The organism is Enterococcus sp. DIV0901a (genome assembly GCF_051711525.1).
Taxonomy (GTDB): domain Bacteria; phylum Bacillota; class Bacilli; order Lactobacillales; family Enterococcaceae; genus Enterococcus_B; species Enterococcus_B faecium.
This window is the reverse complement of the sequence record NZ_JBIOMW010000001.1, coordinates 319,524-342,003: the sequence shown is the minus strand read 5'-3', so window position 1 is coordinate 342,003 and position 22,480 is coordinate 319,524. Positions and strand designations below refer to the sequence as shown.

The window sequence follows — 22,480 nt, the reverse complement described above, 5'->3', positions numbered from 1 at the left end:
CCTTATTCAAATGCTTGGGTAGCTTTTACTGCTTTTTTCCAACCGTTGTAAAGTTTTTCTCGGCGCTCTTCCTCCATTTGAACTTCAAATAGCTTGCCAGCTTCATAAAATTCGCGGATCTCGTCTGTATCTTTCCAATAACCGACAGCTAATCCTGCTAAAAATGCTGCCCCTAGCGCCGTTGTTTCCAAGTTTTCTGCTCGTTGGATCGGTACATTCAAGATATCTGTTTGGAATTGCATCAGATATTCATTGTTTGCTGCACCGCCATCTACTTTCAATACAGGAATCTTGATTCCAGTGTCATCTTGCATCGTATCGATGATATCTCTCACTTGATAAGCAATCGACTGTAAAGTAGCTTTAATGATATCTTCTTTTGTCGTACCACGTGTCAAGCCAAACATAGCCCCTCGTGCTGCCTGATCCCAATAAGGAGCACCTAGCCCAACGAATGCAGGAACAACATAAACCTCATCTTCGCTTGTAGAGCGTTTCGCTGCGTCTTCTGAATCGCTAGCTTTTTGCAACATTTGAAGTCCATCTCTCAGCCATTGAATCGAAGAACCAGCCACAAAAATACTTCCTTCTAAAGCATAGTAAACCTTTCCATTTATGCCGTAACCAATTGTCGTCAATAAATTATTTTTGGATAATTGCGGTTTTTCACCGGTATTCATGACAATAAATGAACCTGTACCATAAGTATTCTTGACCATGCCTGGTTCGAATGCCATTTGTCCGAATAATGCGGCTTGCTGGTCTCCTGCCATCCCTGAAATTGGTGCTTCGCTTCCATAAAAATGATAACCTTGCGTATAACCATAAACTTCTGAGTTAGAAGTGACTTTTGGTAACATCACTCGAGGAATATTTAGTAAATCTAAAATCTCCTGATCCCAATCTAGCTGATGGATATTGAACAACATCGTCCGACTGGCATTCGAGTAATCAGTAACATGTGCTTGTCCATCGGTCAGTTTCCATACTAACCAAGAATCGATCGTTCCAAACATCAATTCGCCTTTTTCAGCTCGTTCTTGCGCGCCTTCTACATGATCAAGAATCCAGCGTATCTTCGTTGCTGAGAAATAGGCATCGATCACTAACCCTGTTTTTTCGTGGAAAAATTCTTGATAGCCTTCATTTTTTAAGTTATCTGCAATTCCAGCTGACTGTCTGGATTGCCAAACAACTGCATGATAGATTGGACGTCCTGTATCTTTTTCCCATATTACTGTTGTTTCACGCTGGTTCGTTATGCCAATCCCAGCAATCTGATTTGGTTTGATCCCTGATTCGATGAACGCTCCGGCAATAACTGACTGTACAGAATTCCAGATTTCATTTGCATCATGTTCCACCCAACTTTCTTGCGGGAAATATTGCGTGAACTCTTTTTGAGAACTGCCGATGTGTCTTCCTTTCTTGTCAAAGATAATTGCTCGTGAGCTAGTTGTACCTTGGTCAATCGCCATGATATACGTTGATTCTGTCATTGTGATTCCCTCCATTATATGCAAACGCTTTCTTTAACTACTCTTATCATACTACTGTTTTAAAAAAAGAAACTGTCAAAATTTTATTCTTTTTTTCTTTTTTTGACAGTTTTTTATTATGAAGCTATTTTTTAATCAATTCTTTTCTTTTTTCAGCGTCTCTATTCTTCTTTTCAATCGAATAATGTCGTAAGGTGACGCAAATTCTGACAGATAATATTCACACTGTTTTTTGTTTCTCTGGCAAAATGTGATCACCAAATCATATTCTTTACCTTCTTCATAACTTCCAATCTCAATACCGCCGATTCCCCTCAGTTCTCTGATCAGATATTGTTGAAAAGCAATACGATAAATCGGCAGACTTTCTAAATCGATTCCAATCACTACTGGTTTTGCAATATAAAAATCGATCATCAAAAGAACATTGGCATACTGGATCATCAGGTAACTAAGCTCACTATCTTCAGCTCTTTTCCTCGGCAATTGCTGCACCGCTGTTTCCTGTAATTTCGCCAGTAACTGTGTTAAGGAATGCCCGAGCATTTTCTGCTGCTGTTCCAAAAGCCGATCACGCTCATAGACTTCGATCTTTCCAACAAAGAAAAACCATTCATTGTTGATCTGGGAAATTTGGTAGCCTACTGCCTTTTCTTCTTTGATTTTCAAACGACGAGGACGATAATGCCATAACATCGTTTCCCGAATGTAAGTATCTAAAACAGCGGTTGGTAACTTTTTGCTCCGTGTCAAATCATACTGATAAAATATTTCTTCGTCTACTATCGAAAAAGAAACAAAAAAGCTGTAAAACATCATTGTTTCGTATACATTCAGTTCTGCTGCTGTTCGACTAAGATGCATCACGATGATTGGATCGATTGCTTGATAAAGCCGGTCCGACTGATAGAGTAATTTCTTTTCTTTCAAAGTTGCGTACGTACTTTTTTCATTCAATAGTCTTTTTTTCGTAATCCCGAGCCAGCAAGCAATCTGTGCTTCTGCTGATGCCGTAAACGTTGTTTCTAATACACGGTCCAATCCTAGAATGAACGGTCTTTTTTCTGGTGTATTTTGCAAAAAAAGCGGTCGCTGATCTTCCGGGATATATTGGAATAGTTCATAATAAAAATATCGTATCTGTAGCTCTTCTCCGTATAATTGACCGTTTTTGATTTGTAATCCAAATTCCTCTAAGAGCTGGTTCAATTCTTTGATCTTTCGAAAAACAGAAGACTCACTGATATTAAACGCTGTCGCTAATCGAACGATGGATACTTGCTGATGTTCTAATAAATAGACGAGCATCTTAAACTTCAAGCTTTCTTGCAATAAAAACAATAGAATTTTTTCCAAACTTACATCTTCGTCCAACACAAGCAGCGCCTGATACTCATTTCGCTGTACTTCTACTTTTTTTTCCATCATTCGGCCAATCAATTCAATATCTTCCAAATATTGATCAAACGAGGCTTTTGACAGTTGGACATGCTCTCTCAAACCATTGATAGAGGCTGTTCCCCCTTGCAGAACAAGGTTTCGCAAAATCAGGATCTGTAACTGCTCTTTTCTTTCTAATAATGCTTCAATCTTCATAGGCAGTATTCGCCACCTTTGACCACACCATATCTGGCACACGGTATTCTGGCTGGAAAAATAGCTCATGTTCTTCTAACTGTTCAAACGTCCATCCTTCTTCTACTGCAATTGTCAGTTGGTCAAGAAGGTGGAACATCTCTTTTTTGCTTTGGAGCTGTGCTCCAAGAATCTTTTTTTCAGAATCAAATAGAAATTTGAGTTTAACTTTGCTTTGATTTATTGCTGTAAGCTTGTATTCTACGTATCCTGTTTCAATTTTTTGGGGATAAAAAATGCTCTCTTCTTCTGTCAAACCTACGCTTCCTAAGAAATAGCCAAACCACTGATTGCCGACTGGACGATAGGTTCCCTGATCCTTTGTCTGTGAGCCACTAATTGTCTTGCTGACATTTCGTGCTGTACGGACAGCGTTATTTACTAGAGAAACATACATTTTTTCATTTGTTGGACGAAAAGTTACTTGGATCGCATCGCCAATCGCATAGACGTCTTTTTGAGACGTTTGCAAGTAGTCATCTACCCAGATCGTTCCATCATCATTCAATGTTAATTGTTCTTCCCACATCTGATTGTCGGGGCGAGAATGATTAGCCAGCAAAACAAGATCATAGTTCTCCTTTCTTTTTTCCGTCTCTACAATAGCGGTTTCATTTTCGGTCAAAGACACAACTTGTTCTTCTAAAAAAAGTGAAAGCCCTTGATTTTTCATTTCCTTTACTAACGGTTCTGTCATTTCAGGATCTAGATAACGAAAAAGAATTGACTTTCGGCTTTCGTAAAGATGGATTTGTTTTTTTCTTGATGCCAAACCTTCAGCTATTTCGATTCCTGCTTGTCCTGCACCAATAATTGCAATTTTCTTTGCATTCATGATCTTTTGCTGAAGAGCCGTTACGTTTTGTATCTTTTTAACTGGGTGAATAAGCGTTGATTCTGCAGAAATATTTCGAAACTTTTGATTTGAACCAGTCGCTAGAATCAAACGATCAAAATCCAATTTTTTTCCTCCTGCTAAAACGACTTTTTTTTCTTTCAATCCTATTACTGTCTTTTCTGTGTAAACATGGATTCGATAGCGGTCAGTCAGTTCTTCTTTCGTGATCCAAGAAAGTTGTTTTTCACTGGTAACCTTTCCTTTTAATATCAAATTGAACCCGCTGGGAATCCATCCTAACTTCGATTGCTTTTCAATCAAATATATTTCACTTGTTGGCATCAATTGGCGAAGATAAATAGCCGCATGAATCCCTGCAAACGACCCGCCGACAATTACAATGTTCATCTGCATTCCTCTTTCTTATAAGGTGTTCTACTGCTAACTTCTCAATCAGAAAACACAGTATTCATAACTCGCTTTCAACCTTGTGATACATAGCGATGCAGCAGAATCAACCCTCTCCATCATACCGTGTTCTAGGTCTGCTTCTTAATAATATACTAGTGGACCTAATTGAAGAGTATCATTTCTGAAGAGATGTTTCAAAAAATGTACTCTTATAAAAGAAAAAAACTCGCCTTTTACGTACCTCTGTCCAAATAGGAAACAGAAAAGAACGAAAAGACGAGTTTTAGCGTGTGTAATGTAATAGTTAGAATAGACACATCATTTATTTTTAATTCTTTAATGCTTCAACAACTGCTTCGCCTAATTGATGAGCAGATTGAGGATTTTGCCCTGTAAGAAGCCGCCCATCAATTTGAACCACTTCTGAAAAAGCTCCACCAGACTGATAGTTTGCTCCTTTTTCTTTCAAAGCATCTTCTGCTAAGAATGGTACTTCATTCGTTGTACCATTTGCTTCCTCTTCTTCATTACTGAACCCAGTCACTGTACGTCCAGCTAAAATAGATTTTCCAGACTCATCTGTAACTGGCAACAATCCTACAACACCGTGACAAACAGCTGAGACCAGCCCTTCATTTCGATAGATTTGTGAAGCGACTTTCCCAAGATCTATTGCTTCTGGAAAATCCCACATTGTTCCGTGGCCACCAGCATAATAAACCGCTGCATAATCATTTGCATCCACATCATCAGGACGTAAGGTATTTCCCAAGGCCCGATTTCTGAAATCTTCATCTTTATAATAGGCCCAATCGATTTCATCCATATTCAAAACACTTTGCGGTTCTAAAGGTACATATCCGCCTTTAGGACTGACAAAATCTGCATCGATCCCATTTTTTACTAATACATCATAAAAATGAGTCAGTTCACTTAACCACAAACCTGTAGGACGCTCGATTTTTTCGTACTTTTCTACATTTGTTAATACGATCAATACTTTCATTTTCCCATCCTCTTTCTATAAAAATTGCGTTATTGATAACGTGCTTTCAAGAAATTATATAATGGACTTGGCAAATAAAGCTCTTTATATGCTTCTTCGAAGGGTTTCGTTACAAATTCATCCTCACGGTTTTCCAATAATTTCTCTGCCCAGTCAGGATCGACGATCATTTGCTGTCCAATTGCTGCAAGTTCTGCATATTTCAATACCTGCTCTACATCTTCGCGATTGCGGATCCCACCGACACCAACTAAAGGGATCTTTCCTTGAATCGTGTTATGGACCACTTCAAGAATCGATTTATCGTTGTATTTATCAGAACGAGCTATTCGATCATACATATTTAATGAAACATGCAGATAATCTAGTTTTGACTCACGTAATCGTTCAAGAAGCCAGATCGTGTCTTCAAAACGGATACCTGGTGTTTCATATTCTTCTGGTGAGAAACGATACCCTACGATGAATGGTTTTTTAGCATATTGTTCAACCGCTGAGAAAACCGTTGTTAATAATTCTTCAATAAAACGATAACGACTTTCCAAGCTACCGCCCCATTGATCCTCTCGTCTATTCGAATGCGGAGAGAAAAATTGTTGGATCAAATACGTATTTGCTCCATGCAACTCGATACCATCAAATCCTGATTCAATCGCTCTGCGTGTGGCTTCGCCAAATGCTTGGATTGTTTCAACGATTTCTTCTTCACTCATTGCTCGTGGTGTTTCCGCATCAGGACGTTTTGCTGCAACTGCACTTGCAGATACAGGCTGTTCTCCAGATAAAGTTGCTCGACTTGTCATTCGTCCACCGTGGAAAATCTGAATAATCGCTTTTGCGCCTTCTCCTTGGATTGCTTTCGCTAGCTCACTTAACCGAGGAATCATTTCATCATGAGCGATGCTGAGTTCACCTGGCCAGCCTTTTCCGATATCTTGGACATTTGCAGCACCAGTAATAACAGCACCAAGACCTTTAGAACGTTGTTTATAATAAGTGATCTCATCTTCGGTGATCACTCCATTGAAAAAGCTGAGTTGTGTCGTCATAGGCGACAGCATCAATCGGTTCTTCAATTGAACTCCTGAAGGTAAAGTAATTGATTGATCAAATTGTGACATTGTCATTCCTCCCATAATTCGCTCTGATTAACCTATCGAGAATCATCTATCATTAAACCACTCGATTAGTTGTACATGCAACTAATTTGCTTAAAAAATTTTATTTTTTTTGTAACTTATCTGTTGCATCATTCATTGTCTGGGCTAATTCTTTACTTGCTTCATTTCCCAAAACTGCTTTGTATGACTGATGAAGTTCTTCCCAGCTACCATCGACTTCCTTAGCAAATTGGCGTCCTTTTTCTGTAAGATAAACTAATGACAAGCGACCTTCGCTAACTGTTTTGACGTATCCTTTATATTCTAATTTTTCAACAAAACGAGCAATCGTTGATGGGGCGGAATAGAGCATTTGTGCAATATCTTTTTGTGGTATTCCGTCTTTTTCTTTTAATATCAATAAAATAAAACCATAAGTTGGTGCCAGACCTGTCCTTCTAAACGCTTCATCAGCTAATTTATTCAACATGCGATCTAGCTTTTTCACGCTAAAGAAAAGACATTCATCTAACGCTTTTTCAATTGGCTTTTCCATTTCATCCCCTCCATTGGCGTACATATCATAGTATGATTTTTATTTTTTGTCAAAAAACTCGTAATAATGTCCGCCTCCTCTGTTTAGTTTTGAGAAAAAGAAGTTGTGACAAAAAATGTGTCACAACCTCTCTGTAATACGTTTCAATCAAATAAGCTTTTCTTTATTTACTTCCACCACAAATGCTTCATATGGTCGTAACTCGACTTTGCCGTCTGGTAACTGTTTCAGAGGATAATTTGACACAATAATCCTTAAAGCTTCACATGGAACAGTGAACACCTGTTTTTCACTGGACATATTGCAAACAACGAGCCATCGCTGATCTTCATATATGCGAGAATAGGCAAAGACATGCTCTGGCGTCTCTTCTACTAATTCATAGTCTCCCCAGACGATGATGTCATGTTTTCTACGCAAATCGATCAATTTCTTGTACATATAAAAAACAGAATCTTGATCTGCTAACGCTTCTTCTGCATTGATTTCTTTATAATTTGGGTTGACTCGAAGCCATGGAATTCCAGTAGTAAACCCAGCATGTTCACGGGCGTTCCATTGCATAGGCGTCCTAGCATTGTCTCTTCCTTTCGCATTGATTGATTCCAAGATTTCCTCTTTTGTAAATTCAGAAGAAATCCTTTCGTTATACATATTGATTGTCTCAATATCTTTTGCTTCCGCGATATCATCAATTGGGCAATTCGTCATGCCTAATTCTTCTCCTTGATAGATATAAGGAGTACCTTTCATCATATGAAGCAAGATAGCAAACATCTTGGCACTTTCTTTTCGATACACATCGTCATTTCCCCAACGAGAAACAATTCGCGGAAGATCGTGATTATTCCAAAATAAACTATTCCATCCTTCATCACCTAAAGATGTTTGCCATTTGGATAATACTTTTTTCAGTTCAGAGATACTCAAGGGTTTCAAATCCCATTTGTCTTTGCCTTCTTGCTGATCTAATCCTATGTGTTCGAATTGGAAGACCATGGATAATTCATTTCTTTTAGGATTGGAATAAAGTTTAGCGATTTCGGTAGTTGCTCCCCATGTTTCGCCAACAGTCATCAGATTTTTGTCACCAAAAGTTGCTTGATTCATTTCCTGAAGATACTCATGCAGTTTAGGTCCATTACTTGTGATTTCTTTATCCGGTTCTTTGCCAATCATATCGATCACGTCCATACGAAAGCCACCAATACCTTTATCGATCCAGAAATTCATCATTTGATAAATCTCTTGGCGAACCTGTTTATTTTTCCAATTCAAATCAGGTTGACGCTTGCTATACAAGTGCAGAAAATATTGCCCCGTTTTTTCATCCAACTGCCAAGCAGAACCACTGAATATTGAGCGCAATCTATTAGGCTCTTTTCCATTGACCGGATCACGCCAAATATAATAGTCCCGATAAGGATTTTCTTTATTTTTACGGGCCTCAATGAACCACGGATGTTCATCAGAAGTATGATTCACCACCAGATCCATGATGATACGGATATTTCTTTTCTTTGCTTCTTCAATCAGTTCTTCCATTTCTTCCATCGTACCGAATTCTGCCATGATTGCTTGATAATTACTGATATCATACCCATTGTCATCATTCGGAGACTCGTATACTGGAGAAAGCCAAATTGCATCAATACCTAAATACGCCAGATAATCCAACCTGGAAATAATCCCCCGCAAATCTCCAATACCATCTTGATTTGAATCTTGAAAACTTCTTGGATAGATTTGATAAACAACTGAATGGTGCCACCATTTTTGTTCCATGATTTTCCTCCTATAAATGGATGTTTCTATTTTTTGCTTAATCATTTATTTTAGTCTCTCTCACTAAAAATTGTAACGCTTTCAAATAGCTATTGCACCTTGTTATCGGTAACAGAATAAAACAAAAAAACAGCTGAGGAAATTCCCTCAACTGTTTTTTGAAAGGATTGATTTATGCAGGGAAGAATGCTGATTTCACAACTTCTTTATAAACGGTGTTCACTCAGCTGACCCTCGGTATTAGCTCAAAAAACGGCAAAATATGAGGAACTATTTTTTCGTTTGTTTCTCTAATACTCAGGCCAGAACACTGATTTCACAACCTCTTTATTTCACATTCAATATCCACATGAATCCCACGAATACAAAGAACAGACCATACATGATTGGAGATACTTCTTTTCCTCTTTTAGCTGCTAACATGGTAATTGGATAGAAGATAAAACCTAATGCAATCCCATCTGAAATGCTATAAGTCAAAGGCATGCCGATCAAGATCAAGAATGAAGGGATCGCAATCTCTAAGTTTCCCCATTCGATTTGTCGCAAAGATTGTGCCATCAATACTCCTACCATAATCAATGCTGGTGCAGTTACTTGTGAAGTAACAACTGATAGTAATGGAGAAAAGAACAAGCCTAACAAGAAGAAAATCCCTGTAGTAATAGCTGTGATACCTGAACGTCCTCCAACGGCGATACCAGCTGATGATTCTACAAATGCACCAACAGGAGAAGTACCTAATAAGGAACCCGCAAGCATAGCTGTTGAATCAGAAGCTAAAGCTTTCCCTACACGAGGCATCTTGTTGTCTTTCATGAAACCTGCTTGGTTTGCTAATCCAACTAAAGTTCCTGCTGTATCAAAGAAAGTCACAAGTAAGAATGTCAGCACTACGACCCACATTTGAAGAGAATTGATGTCCCCTACATGTTTTAATGCAACTAAAAATGTTGGTTTCAAACTTGGTGCTGCGGCAACAATTTCAGAAGGCATTGGAATCAAACCTGTGACCAGACCTAAAATCGTTGTAGCTGCCATCCCGATGAAGATGCCACCTGGTACACGCCGAACAAGCAAGATAGCAGTTACGACTAATCCAAAAATCGTCAACCAAGTAGAACCAACGTTGAGTGATCCTAATCCTACTAATGTAGATTCATTCGAAACGATGATCCCACCTTCGCTCAGACCAAGGAAAGCAATAAATAGACCGATACCGCCAGAAATCGCATATTTCAAATCTGCTGGGATCGCATCAATGATCATTTCCCGCAGCTTGAAGATTGTGATCAAAATAAAAATCAAAGAAGCAACGAATACGCCGGCTAATGCTGTTTCCCATGGAATCCCCATTCCTAAACAAACAGAATAAGCAAAAAAAGCATTGATCCCAAGAGCAGGTGCCGTTCCAATTGGATAACGGGCTAATACCCCCATTAAAATACAGCCGATCGCACTGGCTAATGCAGTCGCAGTAAACACTGCTCCTTCATCCATTCCAGAAGCACCTAATACAGTTGGATTTACAAATAAGATATAAGCCATCGAGATAAATGTTGTAAATCCTGCCAGTACCTCACGTTTTACCGTGGTGTTCAATTTTTCTATTTCGAAGTAGGAAAGTATTTTTTCCTTCATCTTCCATCCCCCTAAATCCGAACATTATAAATAAAGTCCGTTAAAATTTCGATTTATTAATAAAACAACGTGTTTTATCATATACTAAAACAAAACATAAGTAAACAAAAAATTCGGATTTTAAGCAAAATCCGAACGTTCCATCTGATTAAATCCCTTTATCTCAAAGTTTATGAACATTCACTTTGGATTACAATAATTTCTTTATTGTGTTAATAAAGTTTCTTCATTCTAGTCTCAAAAATCAATAGTGTGATTTGATTTTACCATTTCGTTTCTTTTCTTCTTTGATGAATTCTTTTGTATCGACAGGATTCAGATTATTTAGTCCGCCAAAACCTGTATCGACCATTTTTCCCCAGCCTTTTGTCTTCTTTTTTCCTGATTTGAGATTCTTTGCTCGAAGCTTCTCACTATGTTTTGCTCGCCGATACTTCAAATAACCTTCTAATCTTCCCATTAGATCCACTGTTTCTCCTCCTTTTTATTCAATCAGACGACTCAGCTTTTCCTATAACAAAATAATTGCCTTCAGGGTCCGAAAAATTGAAAGTCAAGACGCCATTGTTGTCTGTGATTTCTCCTGGTTCTTCCATGTTCTCGTAGATAGTTTCAAATTCATCCGTAAAAAATACTAAAGAAGGCGGTGGTCCTAATACCTCTGGTGAAAACTTCTGCACAAATACTTTTGGGAATACGCCTAATTCTAATTCTTTTGAGATGCTGAGTACAATACTCTTAAATTCTTCTGGCAATTCGATTGTTTCAGAAATTTCTGCACCAATTTTTTCTACAAAGAATCGGCAAATCATCTCTACGTCATTGACATAAAGCATCACACGTGTTTTTTGTATCATCGTTTGACCCTTCTTTCTATTTGATTTTCTTTCCTGTCTATAAACTGATTCCATTATATCACGAAAGCGCAAACACCTTGTGTTTGATACTATTCAAGAAAAATAAAGCAATAGTTTCTAGGGTTGCTTTCCTCCACAAACTTTTTTTACAAAAAAAAAAACGGCAATGAATGCCGCTCTTCTTTTTTCGATTCTTTTATAATTCTGCTTCTGATTCATCTTTGGTTAGTGTGTGTCTAACACTAGTTACGCCAAATGTTTGATCGATTTTTTCCTTCAACGCTTCGATTGCCTGTGCGCCACGTGCCGCTTGTTCAGCATTGATGGATTCAATGACCAGCACCGCTGCTTGTGTTTCTTCCGTCAGCATCGTTCTTTGGGCTTCACGCCAGTTGAGACAGCGACAGATCGCTCCTTGTTCATCATAGTAGATGATTTCTTCCGGAAGTGCCGGAGCATCGGAATCTGCACCTAAAGGCAGGAATGATTCGCCACCTTGGGCTTTTCCTAAATGCAGATTTCCTGCGATCTTTTCGATATCTTCTCCGCCGCAAGGTACGCCAAAAGACAAGGAAATACTATTATAGATATCTACAAGCGGATTGATTGGGAAAAATTCCCGTTCTTGATTTGCACGTTTCAGTAAAGCTTCAATAGAAGAACGTGCACCTTTTTTAGTCTTGAATGTGGTAAATGCCTGACGCCACTGAGCAATGACTTCGTTTTGGCTGAATGTTTCTTCTGTAAGGTAATTTCTTGCTTCTTTTGCTGCCTCATTCAATAATTGATGATACGTTTCTTCACTTTCTTTTGTTACGTGGTTATCGATACCATTTACGGATAAGATTTCGATGGTTGCTTCAGGAAATACTTCCCAGAAATTGGTATCCACTATTACTTTTTTCATATGTTCACACCTCTTGATTAGAATAATTGCTTGATGAATAGATAGTCTGTTTGGGGATCATCTCCCATATAAAAAACATGTTCGCTGTATTTGATAAATCCTTTTTTACGATAAAAAGCGAGCGCAACATCGTTGTGTTCCCAAACACCGAGCCAAATGGCTGTTTTTTGCTTTTCTTTTGCTTTTTCAATAGCTGTATCTAGTAAAAATGTACCGATACCTTGATGTTTAAATTTTTTTCGTACATAGATTCGCTCGATTTCTAAAAAATGATCAGCCATTTCCTCAGATTGACTCGTTCCTGTATTTAGTTTCAGGTAACCCGCAGGCTCTTGATCGATACTCACTAGGAAAAAATCGGTTTCTTTATCTTTTAGCTCTTCTGTAAGTTTTTCTAGTGCATAAGCTTGTGTCAAGTAATCAGCTAAATGCTCCGGTGAATTATCTTTTCCAAATGTATCTGTAAATGTTTCGATACTAATTTGTTGTAGTAAGTCTACATCTGAAGGCGTCATTTTTCGAATTTCGTATTTATTCACGGCTTCTTCCTTTCAATAGATCCTTTTATTGCCTTTTTTGACAAAATTCCAATCTTCGCTAACATTCTTGCATACTTTATTTAAAAGATATTCCAATTGTTTTGCTTCTTCGTCAGAAAGACCATTTAATGCGACTGCATTGGAGTAGTTGTTTTCTCGAATGATGAAAGGATAGATTTCTGCTCCTTTTTTAGTCGGATAGAGTTTCTTGATTTTTTTATTTTCTTTATCTTCCAAACGTTCGATCATCCCATTGGATTCTAATTTCTTGATTGCTCGGGCAGTCGTTGTACGATCTACTTTGATCATTTCTGCTAGTTTTTCTTGGATGATTCCAGGATTTTCGCAAATACGTACTAAATAAAGATACTGTCCTCTTGTTAAATCGACTTCTTTGAATTCGATATTGCTGATAGAATCTAGCGCTCGGGCAATCATTCCGATGTCTCGAAGGATTTCAGCCATTTCATCCCACCTTTATTTTGTTTGTAAGACTAGTTTACCTCTTTTTGTTGCAAATGCAACTATTTTCAATAAAAAATCAAGTTCTTTTTTAATAACTAGTAAAGTATATTCTTTTCTTCTTTTACGAAAAAGCTCAATCACAATAGATCTGGTTTTTGTTTTCTAAAATAAGTAACTGTTTCTTCGTTGTTCGCTTTTCTGATAGCTTTGGCAACTCTTCTATACTAAAAAATCCCATGTTGGAAGTTTCATTATTCTCAATAAACTTGGCCTCTTCACCGTGGATCGCACAAGCAAAAACAAGTTTATAATACTGAAAAAGCTGTGGAATATCTTTTTGTTTATTCGTATCAAAAACTGCTCGCAACTGAGTAGTTTCTACTGTTAATCCTGTTTCTTCATAGACTTCTTTACGCACATTTTCTTCAGGAGACAATCCTATTTCAGCAAATCCACCAGGAAGTGACCATTCTTTCGCCCGTTTATCTTCGATTAGTAGGACCTTGCCATCTTTTTTGATATAGGCACGAACATCTACTTTTGGTGTTGGATGTCCTTCTCCAATCGTTGTGAGCGCTTTTATTTCTTCGAAAGTTTCTTTTCCTATTTCACTGATCAGTTCCAATGAAATCGTCCGGATCTCCTCAAAACGCTCTTTATCAAATACATCTTTTCCATAATATAGACCAGCTTGAGAAAGTGCGAGTAGTCTTTTGTATTGAGCCAACTTCTTGTTCATTCTCTTCCCTTCTTTTTTAGCAAATGTATGACTATGTAATCAAGTATAGAAGACTGGTTTAATTACGGCAAATAAATATAATGAAATCTGCAATAAATAAAAGAATGTTAAAAAACTCGAGAACAAAAGACATTCGACTTCTCTGGGGCTGTGAATAAATGGCGTTCAAAAGCTTGCATCTGCGGTAATAAGCCCAACCAAACGAAAAATATGACGAGCTATTCTTGTTTGGCTGTTCTTATTAATTGAGGCAGGACAGCTTTTTCACAACCTCCCCACTAAACGGTGTTCAATCAGCTGATGCTCGGTATTCACTAAAAAAACGGCAAAATATGAGGAGCTATTTTGCCGTTTTTTTAGTGAATACTCATATTAAAACACTGACTTCACAACCTCTTCCTTAAACGGTGTTCTCCTACCAACGCCTCAGTCACAAGTCACAATATTCATCAAACATGAGAAGCTGTTTTTTTGAAATTGCTCCTTGTGACTCGGAGCTGAACGACAGGCTCACGATCTCTCGGTAAACGGCGTTCAAAAGCCAATTTTTCGATATTAAGCCATTTCTTTGTTACTTATTGTCATTGATTTCTTTTTCTAATTTATCCAATAGTGGAGTGTAATCCACTTGAGTATAGTCTGTTACATCAAATTCATATAGTGTTCCTAACTGGAATTTGTCATATTTTCGGTCGGCGATGATCTTTTTGAATGCTTCTTTCGTAATATGATTGGTCCCTTTCGTTCGATCTTCCAATACGTCACCATAGTGATAATGATCCATGATATAGCTCAAATGACGATCTGATTCACGATCACGTTTGTACCGACGTTGCCATAACACTTCAAAGTCTGCTGTTAGGCGAATCGTGATCACCTGATATCCGTATCTATCTGCTAATTCTTGGAGTCGTGCTTTTTGCTTATCACTAAAAGGATACTCGGACACAATCACTTTCTTTCCTGCTTCCATATACAAATCAAGTGCTTTGTAATAGAAAGGATAAACTTTCGTCCTTTCTTGTTCCGCCCGTTCTTCCAAATTGTTAAACCCGATGGATTCTGCATAGTATTCCTTGATTTCATCGAGCGTGATGGCATACATATCTGGAAATCGTTCCCGTAGTTTATTCATAAGATATGTTTTTCCTGTACCAGGACTACCAGCCAGAAGAATGAAATACTTTTTCATCTCATTTATTTCCTAAGTTAATTGGACTTTCCAAGTTCATAAACAGTCCAATCTTATGCTTGACAATTTCTTTTACTGCTTCATTTGCTGGAATCACATTATGGCGAAGAGACTTGTTGATTTCTGTTTCACTAAAGGTTTCTTTAGCTACTTTCGTCCAGTTGACTAAAAGCTCCGTTCCAACATTGAATTTGCGGATCCCGTTATTGATCAATTCAGGATAATCTTCTTCTTTCACACCTGTTCCTCCATGGATAACTAGGGGGACATCAACTACTGCATCGATTTCTTTCAGCAAGGGAATGTTTACTTCTGTTTTTGATTTGAATTGTCCATGATTCGTACCGATAGCAATAGCTAATGCATCCACGCCTGTAGCTTCTACAAATTTCACTGCGTCTTCCGGTCTTGTATATACCTTGTCATTTTCAGCGACATGGATTCCTTCTTCTGTACCGCCGATTGTTCCAAGTTCTCCTTCTACGGAAACACCGTGCGCATGGGCATATTCTACTACTGCTTTTGTCTTCAGGATATTTTCTTTGAAAGGCAGATGGGACCCATCATACATGACAGAAGTATATCCGCTGTCGATTGCTTCTTTGATATCATCAAAGTCTCGGGCGTGGTCTAAGTGCAAGACTGCATCAACCATTTCTTCTTCTGCAATAGCTGTCATTACATTGACTAACACATGCATGCCGATATATTTAGCGGTATCGACACTTGTTTGAATAATGATTGGCGAACCCATTTCTTTTGCTGCGCCTAGCATGGCAGGAAGCATTTCTAGGTTATGCGTATTAAAAGCTCCAACTGTAAAATTCAACTCTTCTGCTGTTTTTGTTACTTCTTTCAATGTTGTATACATCTTTTATTGCCACCTTATCTTTTTATTTGTTTCCTTTGATCGTTACTTGTTTTGCAATTTGTCGCATCTCATCCATTTTGCCCATGTAGTAATCGATCCCTTGATCATCACCAGCACGAGCAGCATCTGCACGCTTCTGGTTATAGAGGCTCATCAGTTTTTTATACCCATCTCCGATCGTCTGTTTATTTTCCAAGCTCTTTTCTAAATATTGGATGGCTTGATCGTTCTCATGCAATTCAGAAAATTTAAGTCCAACTTGTTCATAAAGTTCCGCTAATTTATGCCTATCTTGGGTAGTGGAAATCTCTTGTTTCAATTGTGTAATCTCTGATTGAATCTTTTCGGTCGCTTCTGGCGATAGGGCTTTTTCTTCTTTTGCCAGAACTTTTTTCGGTTCTTTTTCTTTTTTCTTAAAAAATCCAAACATCATTTTCCCTACTTTCAATTAAAATGCTTTCAAAACTGGGCTTAAGATCCAGGCATATAAGAGTGCTGCGGCTACTGTATCTACATCGGTTGCTGTAGCATTGATGAATCCCATCGAATTAAAGATCGTTACTAGCAAAGCGGGCAATAATGTAATAAAGAAACCATGAGCAATACCGCCAATGATCGCTCCTCGGCGTCCGCCAACTGCGTTGCCAAATATCCCTGCTGTCCCTCCGGCAAAGAAATTGGTTAGCATACCAGGTAAAATCATCGCTAAGCCGAACATGGGCAAAGTAAACATGGCAATAATCGTACCAATCGTTGTCGTAATGAAACCTAAAATGACGGCATTTGGGCTATAAGGAAAGAAAACTGGACAATCTAAGGCAGGGATCGCATCAGGAACTAATTTCATAGCTATCCCTCGAAATGCCGGCACGATTTCACCTAACAGTAGACGTACACCAGCTAGCAATACATACACACCCACTACGAATTGGATGGCTTGTAAAAAGGCAAACATGATATAGTTTTGATCTCCTGATAATTCAGAAGCGAATGGTTCGCCTGCAAATAAAACAGTGATGATATATAGCGGGACCATCACGACCATGACAGACAAATAAGTATCTTGCAGAAATTCGAAATGTGTCGGCAACTTGATATCTTCGATCGACTTTTTATTTTCGCCTTTCTCACCAAAAAGCTTAGCAACACCGGCTTCAAATAAGTACCCGATCGTACAAAAATGACCTAAAGCAATATCATTTGATCCAGTGATTTTACGAATGATCGGTTGCGCTACTGCCGGCATAGCAATGGCGAAACAAGCTCCGATAAAACCACCGACCAAGATCAATACGATCCCTCGCAGACCGGCAAAATAGCCAAAGACTGTCGTCATCGTTGCCATCCATAAAATTGCTTGACCAGTTAAAAAAATGTACTTCCATTTTGTGAAACGAGCCAAAATAATATTGAATACAAAAATGGCTAAGAACGTCAGTGCAATATCTCTACCTAAACCCAAATCATTCATTGCTTGACCATTGATAGATTCAATAGAAGGGATGATCCCTTGCATATGAAATCCTTCAGTAAAGATTTTCCCGAAATAAGTTAAACTTCCAACGATGATGCTCGAACCGGCACTCAACACTTGAAATCCTAGGAGTGTCTTTAACGTGCCAGAGATGACTTGTCCTGCTGATTTCTTCTGCAGTAGTAGACCCAACATAGCAATCAATGCAATGGTGATCGATGCCTGAGTCAAAATATTTTCGATGATAAAATTGATAACGCCCATGTTTTTACCCTCTTTTCTTTTTGTATTTAGATAACTCCCTTATCTTGCAGAACTGGGGTGATTTTTTCTTCAATTTCATTTTTTGAAACAATATTTTTCAAATAGATCATCGCCGTTTTAGGATCAACTGCGAACTTTTCGAACTGCGAACGAAAATTTTCTGCTGTGATGATCACATCTGGTTTCATGGAAACTGCGGAAGAAATATCACAATGGTCCAGTTTGGCTTCTACTCCTAATTTGTTCAAAACATCCTCAGCAGACATCTGTGCTGCAAAACTACTTCCTAAACCTGCACCGCATACGAATAAAATGTTCAATTTGTTCATCTTTGTTCTCCCCCGTATCATTTATTATTTCTCAACTACTGAAAAAAGCAGTTGTTTGAAATCTTCGATATTTGTGCATTCAATCAATCGATCCAACTTCTCTTCGTTGTTGATCAATTCAATTAGTTCTTTCATGATGTTCAGATGCGAGTAGGAGTCTACTGCTGCCAAACAAAAAATAATCTTTACTGGATCCATTTCAGGATTACCGAAATCGATTGGTTGCTCAATCGTAGCTACGCTGACTCCTAACTTATTGACCCCATCTTCTGGTCGGGCATGGGCTAGTGCCATGTGTTTGCCAATCACGATATACGGTCCGTAATCATTCACTGCACGAATCATCGCTTCGACATAGCGCTCTTCGACAATGTTTTCTTTAACCAATGGTCTAGCAGCTAGTTCAATCGATTCCTCCCAAGTAGTGGCTTTTTCTTTGATCATGATATTGCTGTCCGTCAAAATATCTTTTAACATAGGCTGGATCTCCCTTTTGTTGATTTCTAAATTGTTTGTTTCGAATAATTTTTCTAACTTGCCATAGATGATTCGATCTACTCGGCCACCACTTTCTTTCATGACATCTATTATTTGAGTGAATAACTCCGTCGATTCATGACTGTTAGGCTCTAACCGCTGTAGTTCTTCATTTCTTTTCAAAAAGTCTTCTATAACCAAGATATTCGTCTCAGTTAAAATCGGATCGACAACTAAAAGCGGCTTATTTCGATAATTCAATTGAAAGGTGCTGAAAACCAGATTGACATCCAATTTATCTACTAATTCGATTTCTTTTGAACTTAAAACTGCAGTAATCTCGATCTGAGGAAACTTTTCTTTCAGATTCTCTGCTAACAGATTTCCAGTAGCCATCCCATGGTTACAGACAACGACTGATTTATAAACATAATTCAAGTCTCGCTTGATTACACTGGCGATCGTCGAAAAGTGGATGACAAGAAAAGCTATCTCGTCCTCCAGTATCTTGCCACCAATTACTTCTTCGATCGTAGGAACAAAATGAGTGACTGCGCGGTAGATTGGGAAATAATTTGTTCGGATGTTTTCTTTCAATGGATTCATGACTTGGATATGATTCTTGATTCTTACAATCAGTGCAGCCATGTGCTTATAGAGATTTTCGAATAAAGCTTCTTCCTTTAGATGGAAAGGTATGTGTGTCTCGTTCTCTACAAATTGGATCAATTGGATCGTTAGTAATTGAGCTTGTACCCACTCGATTGAATTGGAGATATCTCTAGCATTGAACGTCTCAATAGTGAAACGAAGATAATTTCTTTCTACTTGCGGGACATTGTCCAATTGAAATTCCTCGATCATGTGGTCAATAAATGCAGAAAAGCTACTGTCTTTTATTTCTGTATTTTTCCAATTAATGGCAGAGATAAATTCATGTTTCCTGATTCGCTGGATCCAGATCAATGTAAAAAGCAGGATTTGTTTTTTATAAATATCATCTTCTTGTTTCAACAACTTATTGGAATAGATCTCCTGTATTTTTTTGATTTCCACCAAAGGAAAATAATGGAGAAAGATTTTTTGAGCCGGTGTTAATTGTGCATCTTGATTCATAAAGAAGTCGGTCATTCCCAGATTCTGATTGATAAAATCATAGATCATCGTACGGATAGATCGTTCTGAACCTTTATAAACCAGTCCTTGCTTTCCATAACTGACGATCTCTATCCCATAACTGACCAGTGTTGCTCGTAACCGTCTCATATCTTCATCTAATGTACTTTTAGAGATTTGAAATTCTTCTTCTTTTTTGTTTAGATGGATCGGGATTCGGCTGTAAGCAACGGCTAAAACTAGATCAAAAATACGTTCGCGCCGATTCAAAAAGCCGTCTTTCACATCTTTTATTTCAGTTTCTAATCGAGCTTGCTTTTCCTTTTCCAGCTTCAACAAAAAACCTTTGTTGCGAATTGTACGGATCTCCGGAAGCTTTTTACTGCTCAACCAGATATTCGCTTCAAGAACTTCCTGACGAATCGTCCGCTGACTGACATTGAACTCACTTGCTAGATGTTTTGCTTTTACTGGATATTGGGCTGTCATGATTCTGTGAAGTATTTCAATTGTTCTTGTTTTCATAGAAATGATCTCCTTCTGATTTCAAGTATATGGTTCCGCTTACATAATAAAAAGTAGATATTTCTGCCACTTGAAGTGGAAAGAAAGTAAGCAAAGCAAACAAAAAATAAGCCATATGCTTTTTCATCTCCTCAACGAAAAAGACATACGCCTATTATTACAAAAATTTTGCCCATCTATACAAAAAAGAGGTTGTGAAAAAGCTGTCCTGCATCAAGTAATAAGAACAATCAAACTAAAATAGTGCTTCCTATTTTTCGTTTGGTTGTTCTTATTATCGCAGATGCAAGCTTTTGAACACCATTTAGTGGAGAGGTTGTGACAGAGATGTTCAGCCTTGAGCGATAAGAAGCGATTTTGAAAAATCGCTTCCCATATTTTACAAAATCGTGCCTTATTGCCGATAGGCTATCTCTGGAACACCGTTTATTCAGAAAAAGGAGCTGCGACAAGGCTTTTGTCACAACTCCGTTCATAAATATTTCCTGTCAATCCAGCATAATCGGTTGAATAAAATCGGCTTGCCATCTTTTTTCTTTCTCAGAAAAATCAAAATACCATATCTGAGAAAAATACTGTCGTTGTGTCTTACTTCCTGAGATCAATCGCCCATCTTTTCGATCGACTGAATAATCACAGCATCTGAAATCAATTCGGATGGCAAAACTATTTTCGTGGATCTGTCGATAATTTCCTACTTCCTGAATAGTTATTTTTTTAGTATGATTTCTTACACCGTCTGCTTTGTTTTTTTGCAGAACTTTCTGATGTTCGGCAAACAGCTTGTCTGTATAACAGCTTCTGGCTTTTTCAGGAGTTTCTTCTTCCCAAGCGGATTGGATCTTCATGAATATCTTTTGGATTTCCAAAAACTGTGCTTTCTTTTCTTTAGCCGTTCCTGACATGCGGGACAATATCTCCGATTTCAGCCTTTTCTTTTGTCTTTTATTCTTGACGATAGAAAAAGCAGAAACCCCTCCTACTGACAAAACAGCTAATGCAAGAAATCCCGTTTGCTCATAACTAGAAGGACCTGTACTTGGACCATAATACCCATAAGAATCTCTGCCGTAAGAACGACTGCCAAAATAACTGCCCCCATATGAACGACCGCCAAATGAACTTCTGCCCGAACTTCGACCGCTAGATGTACCTCCACCATGACCACCCGCGACAGCGAATCCTTGGGTCGGCAGAGCAAACAAACATAGGCCCACTAACAAAATGATTGCTAAATAATTGATTTTTTTCATTGTCTTCCTCGTTATCTTTTATTACAAAAAACTATTTTTATCATAGCCTTGCTAAAAGGAAGAGTCAATAACCAGATGCATAAACTGTTTTTTTTAGCAATTTTGACTTATTTAGTCATTGAGTAATATCGGACAGATGTATGTGTCGGCAGTCCATAATTCCTCTATCTTCAGCATGAACAAGCTGGCAGACAAGAGATCTGCGCTTCCTCCAGGAGAGATTTGGTTTTCCTGACAAAAGTGCAACAGTGCTGTAAATGGACGATTTGGTAAAGCACTTTGACTAGCAGCATGAGCAAGTTTTTGCATTTCCACTAACGTTTTCTGATCACTGCGATGCAATACGCATGTGTCATCTAGCGAACTCATCAAAACTAACAACATATGCATTTGTTTCTGTACATATGAATCATTATCTAGCTCCTTAGCTGCTTGGATTGCAAGCCTGATATGCGGATACCCTAATATCGCTTCTTCATATGCACCATTTACGCCATATTTTTGCTTCACCCTATGACCATGAGTGGTTTTTTTATGACGATATTTTGTATCAGGAAAAGCAGCAAGCTTGCTGACATCATCAAGTATTTTCGATAAAGAAAAAGGCTGTTCCATACTGATTTTTTGTGCAATGACACTGATCAATAGCCCCATTGCCCAAATCGCTCCTTTATGGGTATTGATGCCATTTGTAGCAATCAGCATTGCCTTTTCCGCTTTTCGCCCAATCTCAGCAATTCTTTCTCTTAACTCCTGATCAATAGCATGATGCCATGCTATTTGAGCCATTTCTTCAAAAAAAGGAGTTAGCGTCTTAGCAGACTTAAGAAATAAAGCATAGTCCATATCGGAATGTGCACCCGCATCCAGTGCATCCACTAATCCAGGTTTTGGACTTAATGTTACTTCTGCGATCAATGCTTCCTCTACCAACGCAGCGAGTTGCTGAGTCACTGCTTTTTTTCGTTCGTCATTTATCATGACACTCACTCCTTCTTCCT

General features: G+C 38.2%; 23 protein-coding genes. All 23 read right to left on the bottom strand.

What is annotated here, in order from left to right:
* Positions 1-2: 2 nt before the first annotated feature.
* The gene (gene glpK, locus IGL70_RS01670) at positions 3-1,499 is read right to left on the bottom strand and encodes a glycerol kinase GlpK (RefSeq protein ID WP_002294668.1); all 1,497 of its coding nucleotides are present in this window, start codon (positions 1,497-1,499) and stop codon (positions 3-5) included.
* Between the two features lie 135 nt (positions 1,500-1,634).
* Complete coding sequence (locus IGL70_RS01665; RefSeq protein WP_002296783.1) at positions 1,635-3,095, bottom strand: helix-turn-helix domain-containing protein; 1,461 nt, start codon at positions 3,093-3,095, stop codon at positions 1,635-1,637.
* Positions 3,085-4,380, bottom strand: a complete 1,296-nt coding sequence (locus IGL70_RS01660; protein WP_002319530.1) for an FAD-dependent oxidoreductase — start codon at positions 4,378-4,380, stop codon at positions 3,085-3,087. Before IGL70_RS01660 ends, IGL70_RS01665 begins: the two co-directional genes overlap by 11 nt.
* A 331-nt stretch (positions 4,381-4,711) precedes the next feature.
* Positions 4,712-5,389: a type 1 glutamine amidotransferase domain-containing protein gene (locus tag IGL70_RS01655; protein WP_104873774.1), complete on the bottom strand. Its 678-nt coding sequence runs from the start codon at positions 5,387-5,389 to the stop codon at positions 4,712-4,714.
* Between the two features lie 29 nt (positions 5,390-5,418).
* Positions 5,419-6,510 carry an NADH-dependent flavin oxidoreductase gene (locus IGL70_RS01650; RefSeq protein ID WP_010727276.1) on the bottom strand — a complete coding sequence of 364 codons (1,092 nt, stop codon included), beginning with the start codon at positions 6,508-6,510 and terminating at the stop codon, positions 5,419-5,421.
* 100 nt (positions 6,511-6,610) lie between these two features.
* Positions 6,611-7,045, bottom strand: a complete 435-nt coding sequence (locus IGL70_RS01645) for a MarR family winged helix-turn-helix transcriptional regulator (RefSeq protein WP_010727275.1) — start codon at positions 7,043-7,045, stop codon at positions 6,611-6,613.
* Between the two features lie 147 nt (positions 7,046-7,192).
* Positions 7,193-8,830 carry a glycoside hydrolase family 13 protein gene (locus IGL70_RS01640; protein ID WP_104873773.1) on the bottom strand — a complete coding sequence of 546 codons (1,638 nt, stop codon included), beginning with the start codon at positions 8,828-8,830 and terminating at the stop codon, positions 7,193-7,195.
* 327 nt (positions 8,831-9,157) lie between these two features.
* The gene (locus tag IGL70_RS01635; protein WP_002328310.1) at positions 9,158-10,471 is read right to left on the bottom strand and encodes an NCS2 family permease; all 1,314 of its coding nucleotides are present in this window, start codon (positions 10,469-10,471) and stop codon (positions 9,158-9,160) included.
* Positions 10,472-10,715: 244 nt separating this feature from the next.
* Positions 10,716-10,940, bottom strand: coding sequence for a hypothetical protein (locus IGL70_RS01630; protein ID WP_104873772.1), 225 nt, complete (start codon positions 10,938-10,940; stop codon positions 10,716-10,718).
* A 19-nt stretch (positions 10,941-10,959) separates the two neighbouring features.
* A complete protein-coding gene (locus IGL70_RS01625) occupies positions 10,960-11,382 on the bottom strand; it encodes a VOC family protein (protein WP_002349820.1) in 423 nt (140 codons plus the stop codon).
* A gap of 142 nt (positions 11,383-11,524) precedes the next feature.
* On the bottom strand, positions 11,525-12,235 hold the full coding sequence (locus IGL70_RS01620) for a B3/B4 domain-containing protein (RefSeq protein ID WP_002296773.1): 711 nt from the start codon (positions 12,233-12,235) through the stop codon (positions 11,525-11,527).
* A 17-nt stretch (positions 12,236-12,252) separates the two neighbouring features.
* Positions 12,253-12,750 carry a GNAT family N-acetyltransferase gene (locus tag IGL70_RS01615; RefSeq protein WP_002321138.1) on the bottom strand — a complete coding sequence of 166 codons (498 nt, stop codon included), beginning with the start codon at positions 12,748-12,750 and terminating at the stop codon, positions 12,253-12,255.
* A gap of 36 nt (positions 12,751-12,786) precedes the next feature.
* Positions 12,787-13,239: a MarR family winged helix-turn-helix transcriptional regulator gene (locus IGL70_RS01610; protein WP_002294693.1), complete on the bottom strand. Its 453-nt coding sequence runs from the start codon at positions 13,237-13,239 to the stop codon at positions 12,787-12,789.
* 133 nt (positions 13,240-13,372) lie between these two features.
* Complete coding sequence (locus tag IGL70_RS01605) at positions 13,373-13,978, bottom strand: NUDIX hydrolase (RefSeq protein WP_002325271.1); 606 nt, start codon at positions 13,976-13,978, stop codon at positions 13,373-13,375.
* 571 nt (positions 13,979-14,549) lie between these two features.
* On the bottom strand, positions 14,550-15,170 hold the full coding sequence (locus tag IGL70_RS01600) for an AAA family ATPase (protein WP_002294697.1): 621 nt from the start codon (positions 15,168-15,170) through the stop codon (positions 14,550-14,552).
* Between the two features lies 1 nt (position 15,171).
* Entirely contained in the window at positions 15,172-16,041 is an 870-nt protein-coding gene (locus IGL70_RS01595) for a class II fructose-bisphosphate aldolase (RefSeq protein ID WP_002294699.1), read from the bottom strand.
* Positions 16,042-16,063: 22 nt separating this feature from the next.
* Entirely contained in the window at positions 16,064-16,471 is a 408-nt protein-coding gene (locus IGL70_RS01590) for a hypothetical protein (RefSeq protein ID WP_002317515.1), read from the bottom strand.
* A gap of 18 nt (positions 16,472-16,489) precedes the next feature.
* On the bottom strand, positions 16,490-17,779 hold the full coding sequence (locus IGL70_RS01585) for a PTS sugar transporter subunit IIC (protein WP_002294703.1): 1,290 nt from the start codon (positions 17,777-17,779) through the stop codon (positions 16,490-16,492).
* Positions 17,780-17,805: 26 nt separating this feature from the next.
* The gene (locus tag IGL70_RS01580; RefSeq protein WP_002287534.1) at positions 17,806-18,108 is read right to left on the bottom strand and encodes a PTS sugar transporter subunit IIB; all 303 of its coding nucleotides are present in this window, start codon (positions 18,106-18,108) and stop codon (positions 17,806-17,808) included.
* A gap of 24 nt (positions 18,109-18,132) precedes the next feature.
* The gene (locus IGL70_RS01575; protein ID WP_104873771.1) at positions 18,133-20,226 is read right to left on the bottom strand and encodes a BglG family transcription antiterminator; all 2,094 of its coding nucleotides are present in this window, start codon (positions 20,224-20,226) and stop codon (positions 18,133-18,135) included.
* Positions 20,207-20,341 (bottom strand): hypothetical protein, encoded by a 135-nt coding sequence (locus tag IGL70_RS01570; protein ID WP_002294705.1) that lies wholly within the window; start codon positions 20,339-20,341, stop codon positions 20,207-20,209. The genes IGL70_RS01575 and IGL70_RS01570 overlap by 20 nt, the downstream gene beginning before the upstream one ends.
* Before the next feature lie 373 nt (positions 20,342-20,714).
* On the bottom strand, positions 20,715-21,479 hold the full coding sequence (locus IGL70_RS01565) for a TIM44-like domain-containing protein (protein WP_104873769.1): 765 nt from the start codon (positions 21,477-21,479) through the stop codon (positions 20,715-20,717).
* Between the two features lie 111 nt (positions 21,480-21,590).
* A complete protein-coding gene (gene mdcB / locus IGL70_RS01560) occupies positions 21,591-22,460 on the bottom strand; it encodes a triphosphoribosyl-dephospho-CoA synthase MdcB (protein ID WP_104873768.1) in 870 nt (289 codons plus the stop codon).
* Between the last annotated feature and the right edge of the window lie 20 nt (positions 22,461-22,480).